Origin of the sequence: Yokenella regensburgei (assembly GCF_051486985.1) — a bacterium.
Classification (GTDB): domain Bacteria; phylum Pseudomonadota; class Gammaproteobacteria; order Enterobacterales; family Enterobacteriaceae; genus CBFFRJ01.
This window is the reverse complement of sequence record NZ_JAHVDV010000001.1, coordinates 137,916-151,320: the sequence shown is the minus strand read 5'-3', so window position 1 is coordinate 151,320 and position 13,405 is coordinate 137,916. Positions and strand designations below refer to the sequence as shown.

The 13,405-nt window shown below is 54.8% G+C and carries 14 protein-coding genes; 7 read left to right on the top strand and 7 right to left on the bottom strand.

Features of this window, described 5'->3' with window-relative positions; all coding sequences use genetic code 11:
• Nucleotides 1-404 precede the first annotated feature (404 nt).
• Genes xthA through KXR87_RS00770 form a run of 3 tightly spaced genes read left to right on the top strand, consistent with a single transcriptional unit; the run spans nt 405 to nt 2,863 of the window.
• The gene (gene xthA / locus KXR87_RS00780; protein ID WP_437430365.1) at nt 405-1,214 is read left to right on the top strand and encodes an exodeoxyribonuclease III; all 810 of its coding nucleotides are present in this window, start codon (nt 405-407) and stop codon (nt 1,212-1,214) included.
• A 54-nt stretch (nt 1,215-1,268) separates the two neighbouring features.
• The gene (locus tag KXR87_RS00775) at nt 1,269-2,459 is read left to right on the top strand and encodes a sulfurtransferase (RefSeq protein WP_437430364.1); all 1,191 of its coding nucleotides are present in this window, start codon (nt 1,269-1,271) and stop codon (nt 2,457-2,459) included.
• Nucleotides 2,453-2,863, top strand: coding sequence for a pyrimidine (deoxy)nucleoside triphosphate diphosphatase (locus tag KXR87_RS00770; RefSeq protein ID WP_437430363.1), 411 nt, complete (start codon nt 2,453-2,455; stop codon nt 2,861-2,863). Before KXR87_RS00775 ends, KXR87_RS00770 begins: the two co-directional genes overlap by 7 nt.
• Here the strand turns inward: KXR87_RS00770 and KXR87_RS00765 are convergent.
• Nucleotides 2,829-3,104, bottom strand: a complete 276-nt coding sequence (locus KXR87_RS00765; RefSeq protein ID WP_437430552.1) for a DUF1496 domain-containing protein — start codon at nt 3,102-3,104, stop codon at nt 2,829-2,831. The two genes, KXR87_RS00770 and KXR87_RS00765, sit on opposite strands and share 35 nt — an antisense overlap.
• A gap of 246 nt (nt 3,105-3,350) precedes the next feature.
• On the opposite strand from KXR87_RS00765, the gene gdhA reads away from it, so the two are divergent.
• Nucleotides 3,351-4,694: an NADP-specific glutamate dehydrogenase gene (gene gdhA, locus KXR87_RS00760; RefSeq protein WP_437430362.1), complete on the top strand. Its 1,344-nt coding sequence runs from the start codon at nt 3,351-3,353 to the stop codon at nt 4,692-4,694.
• A gap of 80 nt (nt 4,695-4,774) precedes the next feature.
• Here gdhA and KXR87_RS00755 read toward each other — a convergent pair whose 3' ends face one another.
• From KXR87_RS00755 to KXR87_RS00740, 4 genes are all read right to left on the bottom strand, one after another.
• Nucleotides 4,775-4,948, bottom strand: a complete 174-nt coding sequence (locus tag KXR87_RS00755; RefSeq protein ID WP_437430361.1) for a hypothetical protein — start codon at nt 4,946-4,948, stop codon at nt 4,775-4,777.
• Between the two features lie 151 nt (nt 4,949-5,099).
• Nucleotides 5,100-7,046 carry a DNA topoisomerase III gene (locus KXR87_RS00750; RefSeq protein WP_437430360.1) on the bottom strand — a complete coding sequence of 649 codons (1,947 nt, stop codon included), beginning with the start codon at nt 7,044-7,046 and terminating at the stop codon, nt 5,100-5,102.
• Nucleotides 7,047-7,050: 4 nt separating this feature from the next.
• The gene (gene selD, locus KXR87_RS00745) at nt 7,051-8,094 is read right to left on the bottom strand and encodes a selenide, water dikinase SelD (RefSeq protein ID WP_437430359.1); all 1,044 of its coding nucleotides are present in this window, start codon (nt 8,092-8,094) and stop codon (nt 7,051-7,053) included.
• A 116-nt stretch (nt 8,095-8,210) separates the two neighbouring features.
• Nucleotides 8,211-8,762 carry an NAD(P)H nitroreductase gene (locus KXR87_RS00740; protein ID WP_437430358.1) on the bottom strand — a complete coding sequence of 184 codons (552 nt, stop codon included), beginning with the start codon at nt 8,760-8,762 and terminating at the stop codon, nt 8,211-8,213.
• 162 nt (nt 8,763-8,924) lie between these two features.
• On the opposite strand from KXR87_RS00740, the gene sppA reads away from it, so the two are divergent.
• From sppA to pncA, 3 genes are all read left to right on the top strand, one after another.
• Nucleotides 8,925-10,778 carry a signal peptide peptidase SppA gene (gene sppA / locus KXR87_RS00735; protein WP_437430357.1) on the top strand — a complete coding sequence of 618 codons (1,854 nt, stop codon included), beginning with the start codon at nt 8,925-8,927 and terminating at the stop codon, nt 10,776-10,778.
• A 123-nt stretch (nt 10,779-10,901) separates the two neighbouring features.
• Nucleotides 10,902-11,918, top strand: coding sequence for an asparaginase (ansA, locus tag KXR87_RS00730; RefSeq protein ID WP_437430356.1), 1,017 nt, complete (start codon nt 10,902-10,904; stop codon nt 11,916-11,918).
• Nucleotides 11,919-11,928: 10 nt separating this feature from the next.
• Entirely contained in the window at nt 11,929-12,570 is a 642-nt protein-coding gene (gene pncA / locus KXR87_RS00725) for a bifunctional nicotinamidase/pyrazinamidase (protein ID WP_437430355.1), read from the top strand.
• A gap of 41 nt (nt 12,571-12,611) precedes the next feature.
• Here pncA and KXR87_RS00720 read toward each other — a convergent pair whose 3' ends face one another.
• Both KXR87_RS00720 and msrB read right to left on the bottom strand, forming a co-directional pair.
• On the bottom strand, nt 12,612-12,890 hold the full coding sequence (locus tag KXR87_RS00720; protein WP_437430354.1) for a YeaC family protein: 279 nt from the start codon (nt 12,888-12,890) through the stop codon (nt 12,612-12,614).
• A 40-nt stretch (nt 12,891-12,930) separates the two neighbouring features.
• Nucleotides 12,931-13,344 carry a peptide-methionine (R)-S-oxide reductase MsrB gene (gene msrB / locus KXR87_RS00715; RefSeq protein ID WP_437430353.1) on the bottom strand — a complete coding sequence of 138 codons (414 nt, stop codon included), beginning with the start codon at nt 13,342-13,344 and terminating at the stop codon, nt 12,931-12,933.
• Nucleotides 13,345-13,405 lie beyond the last annotated feature (61 nt).

Below are 13,405 nucleotides of genomic sequence, written 5' to 3'. Positions count from 1 at the left end.
ATGCATCAGAAAAATTAATTGTGGAAGTGTGATCATCAGCGAAATTAATATTGCGGCCCTGCATCGATCTGGAGCAGGCTGCCCATTTTGGGTGCGGTTTGCGGTTAGCCGGGCATCAAAGGTTCAGATGGCAAGGGTACGTGCCTGCTCAGTTAAATGGTCATAAAAACCAAAGACCGGACAGCATTATGCGTAATAAATGACTTGCAGGTTCGTTTGCCCTGAGGCGATGTGCGTGAACAGGCGGGAGCGATATTCGTATTCGACATATTCAGTAAATTAATTTTTAACGCCAACCATCTACTAACCCGTGGTGATACCACCGGCACGGACAACACACAGGCATTTTTTTTCCTTTTCTGCTAACATCCCCGCCACATTCTTTCTGCATTCTGGCGGCGACCATGAAATTTGTCTCTTTTAATATCAACGGCCTGCGAGCCCGTCCTCATCAACTTGAAGCGATAGTCGAGCAGCATCAACCTGATGTCATTGGCCTGCAGGAGACGAAAGTCCACGACGATATGTTCCCGCTCGAAGAGGTAGCCAGGCTCGGCTATAACGTCTTCTATCACGGGCAAAAAGGGCATTATGGAGTGGCATTGTTGACCAAGGCCACGCCGGTTTCCGTGCGTCGTGGGTTTCCGGAGGATGACGAAGGAGCCCAGCGTCGAATCATCATGGCGGAGATCCCCTCCCCGCTGGGAAATATTACTGTCATTAATGGTTACTTCCCCCAGGGGGAAAGTCGCGACCATCCGGTGAAATTTCCGGCTAAAGAGAAGTTTTACCAGAACCTGCAACACTATCTGGAAACAGAGCTGAAAAAAGAGAATCCGGTGCTGATCATGGGTGACGTTAATATCAGCCCCACTGATTTGGATATCGGCATCGGCGAAGAGAGCCGCAAACGCTGGCTGCGTACCGGCAAATGCTCCTTCCTGCCGGAGGAGCGTGAATGGATGGACCGACTGCTCAATTGGGGTCTGGTGGACACCTGGCGCGCGGCTAACCCGGACAATAACGAACGCTTCTCATGGTTCGACTACCGCTCCAGAGGCTTTGACGATAACCGCGGCCTGCGTATAGACGTACTACTGGCCAGTGGGCCGCTGGCAGAACGTTGCATTGAAACCGGTATTGACTACGACATCCGTGGTATGGAAAAACCCTCTGACCATGCGCCGGTGTGGGCGACATTCAAGGTCGAGTAATCCCCCTCTCTATAGCGGCAGTCAGAGGATTGCCGCTTCTTACGAGATGCCGCCATGCAGCACTTCCTTACCTGTTTACAGATTCAGCAGCAGCACGGGGCCATTATCGACACTCGCCCGGCCGCCATTTTTAACGGCTGGCCTGATGAGGTACACGGTACCTCAGGTCATGAACCCGGCGCCCTTAACCTTGCCACGCGCTGGCTTGATATAATGGATGATGAGGTTTTAAGTGGCTGGCTCAGCAGGCATGCGCTCACTCCTGCGATGCCACTGGCGCTCTATGGTGGTGAGCATCACGCGCTCAGTTATCGTCTTCGCAGAATCGGATTTCAGGCCGTGTCAACGCTCGCTGACGCCCTCACCGATCCGGCCCGCCTTCGCCGATTGCCAGGCTTTGCGCAACGCCCCTGCCCCCAGTGGCTCCACCAGCTTTTGCAGGGCAAACCTGTAGCAGAGAGACCCGCTGGCGCGTGGCGGGTGCTGGAGATAATCTCGGATGGAACGCCGTTACCACGTCATGCTCACATTCCCGGGGCTGCCTGTCTTGATATTGGCAAACTTGAAGGCGGGCCTTTCTGGAACGTCGTGCCAGCGAACCAACTTTCCAGGGTGCTCACCCGTCACGGCATTGGCGGTGATACTACCGTGATACTCTATAGCCGCCATCTGCTGGCGGCGGCGCGCGCGGCGCAGATCCTGCTGTATGCTGGCGTGGCCGACGTGCGATTGCTTGAAGGAGACGCATTTGCGCAGGCGTTTCCTCGGGCAACCGTACCCCCCATGACTACCAGCCATAACCTTGACGCTGCTCTGGGCGTGCCGCGGTGTCCGCAACTGATGGTGACAATGGCGCAGGCGCGAGCGCTCTTACATCGTCAGGATGCCTCGCTGGTGAGCGTCAGAAGCTGGCAGGAGCATACCGGGCAGATCAGCGGCTATGATTACATCGCAGAAAAAGGGGACATTCCCGGCGCCCGCTGGGGACACGCGGGAGAGGGCAAAGATGGCATGGGCGATTTTTTAAACCCGGATGGCACATTGCGAAGCGCAGAGGAAATAACCGCCATGTGGGCGGCTTATCACATCACCTCCGATCAGCACGTCGCCTTTTATTGTGGCACTGGCTGGCGGGCCTCGCTGGCGTTTTTATGTGCCCGCGCGATGGGCTGGTCGCGTATCGCCGTATATGACGGCGGCTGGTACGAGTGGAGTCAAAAGAATAAAAACGGAGCAACATGCTAAAGACAATCGACGTCGTCGCCGCAATCATTGAGCGTGACGGCAGCATTCTGCTGGCACAGCGCCCTGAACAGGGCGATCAGCCAGGCTTATGGGAATTTGCCGGCGGTAAAGTAGAGCCCGGTGAAACGCAGCCGCAGGCGCTGGTTCGCGAGCTAGGTGAAGAGCTGGGTATTGAGGCCACCGTTGGTGATTATATTGCAAGCCACCAGCGTGAGGTTTCCGGGCGCATCATTACTCTGCATGCCTGGCACGTGCCGGTCTTTACCGGCACCCTCACCCGTCATCATCACGCCGCGCTGGTCTGGTGCTCACCGGATGAGGCGCGCAACTGGCCCCTGGCTCCGGCAGATATCCCCCTGCTTGAGGCATTTAAGGTTTTACACGCCGCCAGACCAAAGGATTAGTTGAGATAGTGCGTTCATCACGCTGGCATTGCAGCAATATGCCTTCGGTTTTGATGACCGCACCTTCAGAATAGGTTTGCCCCTCATAAATACAGCACTGATTACAGGGCTGAGCATTCTGTTGACCGCCCGAGCTGAACACCTGGGGCGGAACGTTGACTTCCACATCCGGTGAGAGACGTCGTTCAGCCTGCACGCCAAAGGATGCGATTATTAATAAACCACTTATCACCCACTGCATTGGCTTCATGATATTTTCTTCCTGAATTGATTCTTTAATAACTATAACGGATCTCTATTTCAAAGCAGCTATTTCTTCTGTCATCGCTTTTAATTATGACCCTCGACCTTTCATTAATTTCGTCACATAGGCGGATTTTTGCTTGCTTAACGTCATATTGCAGATGTTATAGTCGAAAAACGCTGAAATTTTGGCAGCTATAAAAAACATAACATCCGACATCTGACATAAGAGGCTCTTATATCTATGGAACAGACATGCACTCTTGAATCGTTCCTTTCCCACGTTCAAAAGCGCGATCCGCACCAGACCGAATTCGCTCAAGCCGTTCGTGAAGTCATGACCACTCTGTGGCCTTTCCTTGATCAAAACCCGCGTTACCGACAGCTCTCCCTGCTGGAGAGACTGGTAGAGCCTGAGCGTGTGATCCAGTTTCGCGTAGTGTGGGTAGATGATAAAAATCAGGTGCAGGTTAACCGTGCATGGCGTGTCCAGTTCAGCTCCGCCATTGGCCCTTACAAAGGTGGCATGCGCTTCCATCCCTCCGTTAACCTTTCTATTCTTAAATTCCTCGGCTTCGAACAAACCTTTAAAAATGCCCTGACCACCCTGCCAATGGGCGGTGGTAAAGGCGGAAGTGATTTCGATCCAAAAGGGAAAAGTGATGCTGAGGTGATGCGCTTCTGTCAGTCTCTGATGACGGAACTCTACCGCCATCTTGGCGCGGATACTGACGTGCCCGCAGGTGACATGGGCGTTGGTGCGCGTGAAGTTGGCTTTATGGCCGGCATGATGAAAAAGCTGTCTAACAACACAGCCTGTGTCTTCACCGGTAAGGGGCTCTCTTTCGGCGGCAGCCTGATTCGCCCGGAAGCCACCGGCTATGGCCTGGTCTACTTCACCGAAGCGATGTTAAAACGCCACGGTCTGAGTTTTGAAGGCCTGCGTGTTGCGGTTTCCGGTTCCGGTAACGTGGCACAATATGCTATTGAAAAAGCGCTGGAACTGGGGGCACGCGTGATTACCGCCTCCGACTCCAACGGTACAGTGGTCGATGAAGCCGGCTTTACTAAAGAGAAGCTGGCACGCCTGATTGAGATTAAAGAACAGCAGCACGGTCGCGTAGCAGATTACGCCCGGGAATTTGGCCTGCACTATCTTGAAGGCCAGCAGCCGTGGTCCGTTCCGGTTGACGTTGCGCTGCCGTGCGCAACGCAAAATGAGCTCGATGAGGAGGCGGCCCGTCAGCTTATCGCCAACGGCGTAAAAGCGGTTGCCGAAGGGGCGAACATGCCAACCACCATCGCCGCGACCGATCTGTTCCTGGAGGCCGGTGTTCTCTTCGCACCGGGTAAGGCAGCGAACGCTGGTGGTGTCGCCACATCCGGCCTCGAAATGGCGCAAAATGCCGCCCGTTTTGGCTGGAAAGCGGAAAAAGTGGATGCGCGTCTGCACCACATCATGCTGGATATTCATCATTCCTGCGTGGAGTACGGTGGCGAAGCGAAACAGACGAACTACGTTCAGGGCGCAAACGTGGCCGGCTTCGTGAAAGTGGCCGATGCGATGATTGGTCAGGGGCTGATTTAACTATTTAAGCCGGGTGGCTCGACGCTTCCCGGCCAGACAATATCAGGCCTGGTGTGCATTGCGCACCGGGCCTTTTTATTTCACGCTCGCGCAACCAGCGAGGAGACGATTTCCCGATGGCGTTTAAGAATGATGGCGATTTGCTCATCGGCGGTGAGTTCGTTAAAGAGCCTGTCGTGACTTTCGGCTCGTGCGTTGCGCAACGTGGTGGGGATTTTTACTACGCTATTTTCTACGGGTTTTTGCTCGCTCATTTTCCAGTCCTGCTACTAAATGGTCTGTGTTCGCGCGCATCATAATCCTGTTTTTTAGTGACAGGAAGACGCAAGGATCACGTCTTCCTGCAAATTGGGCAATTTTACGCCATTTTTGGGCAATTCCACGGAAGTGAACGCCACATCCGCATCACCCAGCAGGCGATGGCGCCGGGGTGTCATCTCCACGAGATTTTCGCCCGGTACGCTTGCCGGCGGCCCTTTTCTTCCCGCCGCCTGGGGCCACTATCCCCTTGAAACGTTGCGCTGGGGTGTTACGCGCCTGCTGAATAAGCTCGTGCAATGTGCCAACCAGCGGCTGCATAAAATCCTGATACCGGCACTGCTTTTCACTGATTTGCGTGAGTACCGACTCCCAGTGTGCGGTCATGTCGGGCCTGGCCGCCATCTCAGGTAGCGAGTGTATTAGCGCTCTTCCCGCATCGGTTGAGAGGATGTAACGCCCTTTCTTATTAAGAAAACCACGCTTAAACAACAACTCAATGATGCCGGCACGGGTTGCTTCCGTTCCGAGACCGTCCGTGGCGCGCAGGATTTTCTTCAGCTCTTTATCCTGCACGAAACGCGCAATCCCGGTCATTGCCGAGAGCAAAGTGGCATCTGTGAAATGGCGCGGCGGCTGGGTTTGACGCTCAACCACCTCCCCCTTCTCACATAGCAGTTCATCGCCTTTGGCGACCACCGGCAGCGGCGTCCCGTCGTTCTCTTCATCACGCTCTTTGCCGCCCAGCAAAGCACGCCAGCCCGCCTCTGCCAGAAAACGCGCCTTAGCAATGAACTTACCGTTAGCGATATCCAGATCAATCTGGCATTTGCGGAAGACGGCATCAGGGCAGAACTGCAAGAGATACTGGCGAGCGATGAGGTTATAAACATCGGCTTCGCTGTGGGTCAGATTGACCTTTGATGCCCGTGCGGTCGGGATAATCGCATGGTGGGCATCGACCTTTTTGTCGTCCCAGCTTCGGTTGCGCAAATCCGGGTTAACGACAGGCTGCGGCAGTAAGCCCTGGGCATGTACGCTTATCGCATTCATCACCGCATGGCGCCCGGCATAGTGTTCTTCTGGCAAGTAGCGGCAGTCCGATCGCGGGTAGGTAATCAGCTTGTGGGTTTCATACAGTTTCTGACAGATATCCAGGACGTTTTGCGCACTGAGCCCATAGCGTTTGGCAGCTTCAATCTGTAATGCCGAGAGTGAAAACGGCAGCGGTGCCGGTTCTGATTCCCGTTTATCATTATATCCGGTGACCCGGGCAGGCTGCCCGGCAATGCGATTAACCACATGATCGGCAAGTGGGCGATGAAGCAGACGGCCCTCTTCATCCTGATACGGCTCGCAGGCTTCACTGGGCTGCCAGAGCGCGGTAAAGCGCTCTCCGGCAGGCGTAACGATATGGGCTTTGACCTCAAAGAAATCCTTCGCCACGAAGTTTTCTATCTCTTCGTCGCGCCGTACCACAAGGCCAAGCAATGGCGTCTGGACGCGCCCCACGGATAACACCCCCTGATAACCGGCATTACGTCCCAGGAGCGTGTAAGCGCGGGTCATATTAATGCCATACAACCAGTCCGCGCGGGCGCGGGCCAGGGCAGAAACGCATAGCGGCACGAACTCACTGTTGGAACGTAAGCGAGATATCGCGCGCTCAACGGCCTGCGGGTTAAGATCGTTTATCAGGCAGCGCTGCACCTGCTGACGTTTTGCGGGCGGAAGATCAAGATAATCAATTACCTCGTCCACCAGCAGTTGCCCTTCCCTGTCCGGATCGCCTGCGTGAACCACTTCCGTGGCCTCAGCCAGCAGACGCTTAATGACGTTAATCTGCTTCGTCACCGAAGGTCGGGGCTGAAGACGCCATTTTTCCGGCACGATGGGCAAATCCGCGAGATTCCAGCGGGCGTAGCGGCTGTCATAGACATCCGGCTGCGCCTGTTCGAGCAGGTGGCCAATGCACCAGGTCACGACCTGCCCATTTCCGCACTCAATATAGCCGTCGCCTTTGCGATGGGGCTTAGGCAGCACATCGGCAATGGCACGGCCAAGACTCGGTTTTTCTGCAATAAACAACCGCATCGGTTTAACGGATCTCAATCATCGGACGACCGGCACGGGCGCTGACCAGCTCACCTACCTGCGTGAGGGTAACGCCACATTCTGCGCCAGTGGCGAGAACCTCATTTACCGCATCCGGGGTCACGGCCAGTAGCAGACCACCGGACGTCTGGGGATCGCATAACAGATCCCGGACCGCAGTCGGCATCTCTCCCATCAAATGACCGTAACTGGCGAAGTTACGTTGCGTGCCTCCCGGCACCGCCCCAAGCGCGATGTACTCTTCCACGCCCGGCAGCTTAGGTACCTCCTGATACCACACCTGCGCCTGGACGCCCGCGCCCTGACACATCTCACTGAGATGGCCCAACAGCCCAAAGCCCGTCACGTCGGTCATGGCTTTGACCCCTTCAATACCCGCGAACGCTGCGCCCGCGAGGTTCATCTGGCACATGACCTCGGTAGCAAGTCCCTGATGTTCAGGCTTGAGCAACGACTTTTTCTCCGCCGTAGTGAGCACGCCAATGCCTAATGGTTTGGTCAGGAAAAGCTGGCAACCTGCCTGCGCGGTACTGTTTTTCTTCACCCGCTCGGTGGGTACAACGCCGGTCACCGCCAGGCCAAAAATAGGTTCTGGTGCGTCGATAGAGTGACCGCCCGCCAGCGCAATACCGGCCAGCTGACAGGCATGACGCCCACCTTCAATCACCTGACGGGCAATTTCCGGGGCCAGCGTGTTAACAGGCCAGCCCAGAATGGCAATCGCCATAACCGGTTTTCCGCCCATGGCGAAAATATCGCTGATGGCGTTGGTCGCCGCAATGCGACCAAAATCAAAGGGGTTATCAACGATTGGCATAAAAAAGTCGGTGGTGCTGATAACACAGGTGCCATTACCTAAATCGTAGACGGCGGCGTCATCGCGGGTTTCGTTACCCACAAGCAGATTCGGGTCGAGAAACTTCGCCTGTTCACTGTGCAGAATGGTATCAAGCACCCTGGGGGAAATTTTACAGCCACAACCTGCTCCGTGGCTGTACTGGGTCAGACGAATACCGTTTTCGTTCATGGACATCTCCTGTCAGGACAATCCGGCTATGGTAACGCTCAAAGTACATTGTGGTAAGCGAGACTGTCTGAATTGCGGCAGTTCGCTCACAATCCAGACAGATTTACAACGTGGGTTCAGAAATGACGCACGAACGGGGTGGTATCGGGCACGCTGACCGTGGTAGCGGCTTTCAACTGCGGGGTACCGAGATAAAGAAAACCGACGATTTGATCCTGCGCCCGACAGTCGAAGGCGTCGCGCACAATGGGGCTGTCGGTAAGCGGGCCGGTACGCCAGATTCCATTAAACCCCTGGGCGAGCGCAGCCATCTGCATCGCCATGACTGCACATCCGGCAGAGAGTAACTGCTCCCATTCGGGCACTTTATGGTGCTCTACGCATTTCGCGACGACGGCTATAATGAGGGGCGCGCGGAACGGTGAGGTGCGGGATTTCTCCTGCGCTTTCTCATCCAGCCCCGCATCCACCGCCGCTTTTTCCAGCGTCTGGCTAAAGCGCTCACGGCCTTCACCTTCAATCAGGAAAAACTGCCAGGGTTGCAGCGTACCGTGGTCCGGCGCGCGCATGCCTGCACGAAGGATGTTCTGCAGTTGTTCACCCACCGGCGCAGGCTCGGCCAGGCGGGAAGCACTGCGGCGGTTGACGAGCAGTTCAAGTGCATCCATTAGTTAAGCTCCTGTTGTGAATTTTGTTCCTAAAATTAACACGTGCATAGAATTTGTTACAGCACCGACGGCGATTCCTGCTGACATTACGCTGCAGGGTAATTAGGATAACGACACTTCCCGCTCAGGGCAGCGGGTGACCTTACTTATCAGGGAGAAAGCATGCGAACCCTTTGGCGCATTATTGCCGGTTTTTTCAAGTGGACCTGGCGATTGCTGAATTTTATCCGCAATCTGGTACTCAACGTAATTTTCATTCTGCTGGTGCTGGTCGTGGCGGGTGTCTGGATGCAGTTCAGTGACAGCAAATCGGAGCATAGTAGCCGTGGCGCGTTGCTGATGGACATTACCGGCGTGGTGGTGGACAAACCGACCGCCAGTAACCGCCTGGGGACGCTGGGTCGTCAGTTCTTCGGGGCCGGTTCAGATCCTTTACAGGAAAACTCACTGTTCGATGTCGTCGATACGATTCGCCAGGCGCAGGCCGACCGCAATATCACCGGTATTGTGTTAGACCTGAAAAATTTCGCCGGCGCAGACCAACCCTCCATGCAGTACATCGGCAAGGCGTTACGTGAATTCCGCGACAGCGGCAAACCTGTCTACGCGGTGAGTGATAACTACAGCCAGGGCCAGTATTACCTTGCCAGCTTCGCCAGTAAGATTTGGCTCTCTCCGCAAGGGGTAGTGGATCTGCATGGCTTCGCAACCAATGGGCTCTACTACAAATCGCTGCTCGATAAACTGAAAGTGACCACCCATGTCTTCCGTGTTGGCACCTATAAATCGGCGGTTGAGCCGTTTATTCGTGACGATATGTCTGCGCCGGCGCGTGAGGCTGACAGTCGCTGGATTGGCGAACTCTGGCAAAATTATCTCAATACAGTCGCCGCTAACCGTAAGGTCACTGCGCAACAGATCTTCCCTGGCGCGCAGGCGATTCTGGATGGGTTGCGCAAGGTTGATGGTGATACGGCAAAATATGCGCTGAATAACAAGTTAGTGGATGAGCTGGGCTCCAGTGCTGACGCTGAAAAAGCGTTGACCAAACAGTTCGGCTGGGATGACAAAGATAAACATTTCCGTGCCATCAGCTACTACGATTACCCCCTTAAAGCACGAAGCGATGTGGGTGATTCGGTGGCCGTCATCTTTGCTAATGGGGCTATCATGGACGGGCAGGAAACGGCTGGCAATGTGGGCGGAGATACCACCGCCTCACAAATCCGCGATGCTCGTCTGGATCCGAAAGTGAAAGCCATTGTGCTGCGTGTTAACAGTCCAGGCGGCAGCGTAAGCGCTTCGGAAGTGATTCGCGCCGAGCTGGCCGCAGCGAAAGCGGCAGGTAAACCGGTGGTGGTTTCCATGGGCGGTATGGCTGCGTCCGGGGGTTACTGGATCTCAACCCCTGCTAACTACATTGTGGCCAACGCCAGCACGCTGACGGGATCTATTGGCATATTCGGCGTAATCAACACGCTGGAAAACAGCCTTGACGCTATTGGCGTGCACACTGACGGCGTCGCCACCTCGCCGCTGGCCGACATGAGTGTCACCAAAGCGCTGACGCCAGAAGTCTCACAGATGATGCAAATCAGTATTGAGAATGGCTATAAACGTTTTATCGGTCTGGTGGCGAAGTCACGTAACAGCACCCCGGAGCAGATCGATAAAATCGCCCAGGGCCATGTATGGACCGGCCAGGACGCGAAAGCAAACGGACTGGTTGATGGATTAGGTGATTTTGATGATGCGCTGAATAAAGCGGCTGAACTGGCGAAGCTTAAACAGTGGCATGTGGAGTGGTATGAGGACGAACCTTCGTTCTTTGACCGGATGATGGACAGCATGTCTGGCTCCGTTCGCGCCATGTTACCGCAGGCATTGCAGGCCTATCTTCCTGCACCGCTGGCCAGCGCAGCCGTACAGGTGAAAGCCGAAACTGACAAACTGGCCGCGTTTAACGATCCACAGAACCGTTATGCGTTCTGCCTGACCTGCGCCAATATCAAATAACGCTTACGGTCTAATTCCTCCCAGGGCGGTGGCGAAAGCCTCCGCCTTTTCTGTTGGCTTTCGCTGCATCAATCATTCACTGTGTATATACTCCCCCCACGTTGTGCTAATACATCCTCTACCATGCAGAAAAAATCAATTTATGTGGCGTATACCGGCGGGACTATCGGTATGCAACGTTCTGAACACGGCTATGTTCCGGTTTCCGGCCATTTACAGCGCCAGCTGGCCCTGATGCCTGAATTCCATCGTCCGGAAATGCCGGATTTCACTATTCACGAATATGATCCGCTGATGGACTCTTCGGATATGACCCCCGAAGACTGGCTGCATATTGCGGACGATATCAAGGCCCACTACGACGACTACGATGGCTTCGTGATCCTGCATGGCACCGACACCATGGCCTACACCGCCTCGGCGCTCTCATTTATGCTGGAAAACCTCAGCAAGCCTGTTATCGTCACCGGTTCGCAAATCCCGCTGGCCGAGCTACGTTCCGATGGGCAGATTAATCTGCTGAATGCACTGTACGTGGCGGCTAACTTCCCGATCAGCGAAGTGACGTTATTTTTCAATAATCGTTTGTATCGCGGCAATCGCACCACCAAAGCCCACGCAGACGGTTTTGATGCCTTTGCTTCACCTAATCTTGCGCCCCTGCTTGAAGCCGGCATCCACATTCGTCGTCTTAATACTCCGCCCGCTCCTCATGGCGAGGGGGCGCTGAGTGTGCATCCGATAACACCCCAGCCGATTGGCGTGGTGACCCTCTATCCAGGTATCTCTGCCGATGTGGTGCGCAACTTTTTACGCCAGCCGGTCAAGGCCCTGATCCTGCGCTCATACGGCGTTGGAAATGCTCCACAGAACCGTGAGTTCCTCAAGGAGTTGCAGGAAGCCAGCGATCGCGGCATCGTGGTGGTAAACCTCACCCAGTGTATGTCCGGTAAGGTCAACATGGGCGGCTACGCCACTGGCAACGCACTGGCGCATGCCGGTGTGATTGGTGGTGCCGATATGACCGTCGAGGCGACCCTGACGAAACTGCATTATCTGCTGAGTCAGAATCTGGATGCAGCGGCTATCCGTAAAGCCATGAGTCAGAATCTGCGGGGCGAACTGACCCCTGATGAGTAAGGAAGGCGACATGAAACAACGTGCGTTACTGCTTGTGGATTTGCAAAATGATTTCTGCGCCGGAGGGGCGCTGGCCGTAGCGGAAGGCGACAGCACGGTGGATGTGGCAAACCAATTGATTGACTGGAGCCACGCCCGACATGAGCCGGTTATTGCAACCCAGGACTGGCACCCGGCAAACCACGGCAGCTTCGCCAGTCAGCATGGCGTTGAGCCTTTTACGCAGGGGCAGCTAGAGGGTTTGCCACAAACCTTCTGGCCGGATCATTGCGTCCAGCATAGCGAAGGGGCGCAATTGCACCCCCTGCTCAACCGTGCAGACATCAGTGAAATCATTCATAAGGGTGAGAACCCGGCTATCGACAGCTACAGCGCGTTTTTCGATAACGGGCATCGGCAAAAAACGGCACTGGATGACTGGTTGCGTGCGCATGCTATCAGTGTGCTCACCGTGCTCGGTCTGGCCACCGACTACTGCGTGAAATACACGGTGCTGGATGCGCTAAAACTGGGTTACCAGGTCAATGTGATAACCGATGGCTGCCGTGGTGTGAATCTGAACGCACGCGACAGCGCACAGGCCTTTATGGATATGGCCGCCGAAGGCGCGACCTTATACACACTGGCGGACTGGCTGGAAACCCAGGCGTAATCTTCGCGTCCGGCCTTCTGGCCGGACCGTTTTCACACGCGTTATTGGATCTTGAGAGTGGCGATGGGCTTCGAACCAATCCCAAACTCTTCCTTGAGCTGCTGTTTGGTTTTCATCACCATCTGACCCTGCGTGTCGATGGTCATGTGTTGTGCCTGTGTGTTGTTTTTTGCCTGCCAGAGCATCACCAGCTGCAGGCTGTTCTCTTTTTGCTCAGGCGTCAGCGCGACGCCATCGGGCCATTTTCCCAACTCCACTGCCGTAACGAGACGCTGATAAATTTCCGGCGTCATGCTGTTAATGACGTGATCAAGATCCATAATTAATTAGCTCCAGTGGAATAATTGCTGAATCGATTCGTTAACCTTTGATCTGTTCGCCATTCTCATCGTCAGAAAAGCTCAGGGAAGCGGAGTTAACGCAGTAACGTTCCCCGGTAGGTTGCGGGCCATCGGGGAAAACATGCCCCAGGTGGGCATCGCATTTTCCACAGCGAATTTCGATGCGCTGCATACCGTGAGAGTAATCGTTAATGTAACGGATAGCACCGTCGGCAACCGGCTCGTAAAAGCTGGGCCAGCCGCAGCCAGAATCAAATTTGCTTTGGGACTGAAACAGTGCGGCGTCACAGACTAAACAGTGGTAAACCCCTTCCCGCTTGTTATGCAGTAACCGCCCGGTGAAAGGGGGTTCGGTGCCGTGATTTTGCGTCACGTAGAACTGCATTTCTGTAAGATTTTTTTTCAGTTCGTCCTGAGAAGAATTCGTCGTCATAGGCTCACATCTCGCAATAAGAACGCATATTACACTCTGTAGATTCTAACAAAACATTAAC

Coding starts and splice junctions, on each gene's coding strand:
- xthA (WP_437430365.1), top strand. CDS start 405: ATGAAATTTGTCTCTTTTAATATCAACGGCCTGCGAGCCCGTCCTCAT.
- KXR87_RS00775 (WP_437430364.1), top strand. CDS start 1,269: ATGCAGCACTTCCTTACCTGTTTACAGATTCAGCAGCAGCACGGGGCC.
- KXR87_RS00770 (WP_437430363.1), top strand. CDS start 2,453: ATGCTAAAGACAATCGACGTCGTCGCCGCAATCATTGAGCGTGACGGC.
- KXR87_RS00765 (WP_437430552.1), bottom strand. CDS start 3,104: ATGCAGTGGGTGATAAGTGGTTTATTAATAATCGCATCCTTTGGCGTG.
- gdhA (WP_437430362.1), top strand. CDS start 3,351: ATGGAACAGACATGCACTCTTGAATCGTTCCTTTCCCACGTTCAAAAG.
- KXR87_RS00755 (WP_437430361.1), bottom strand. CDS start 4,948: ATGAGCGAGCAAAAACCCGTAGAAAATAGCGTAGTAAAAATCCCCACC.
- KXR87_RS00750 (WP_437430360.1), bottom strand. CDS start 7,046: ATGCGGTTGTTTATTGCAGAAAAACCGAGTCTTGGCCGTGCCATTGCC.
- selD (WP_437430359.1), bottom strand. CDS start 8,094: ATGAACGAAAACGGTATTCGTCTGACCCAGTACAGCCACGGAGCAGGT.
- KXR87_RS00740 (WP_437430358.1), bottom strand. CDS start 8,762: ATGGATGCACTTGAACTGCTCGTCAACCGCCGCAGTGCTTCCCGCCTG.
- sppA (WP_437430357.1), top strand. CDS start 8,925: ATGCGAACCCTTTGGCGCATTATTGCCGGTTTTTTCAAGTGGACCTGG.
- ansA (WP_437430356.1), top strand. CDS start 10,902: ATGCAGAAAAAATCAATTTATGTGGCGTATACCGGCGGGACTATCGGT.
- pncA (WP_437430355.1), top strand. CDS start 11,929: ATGAAACAACGTGCGTTACTGCTTGTGGATTTGCAAAATGATTTCTGC.
- KXR87_RS00720 (WP_437430354.1), bottom strand. CDS start 12,890: ATGGATCTTGATCACGTCATTAACAGCATGACGCCGGAAATTTATCAG.
- msrB (WP_437430353.1), bottom strand. CDS start 13,344: ATGACGACGAATTCTTCTCAGGACGAACTGAAAAAAAATCTTACAGAA.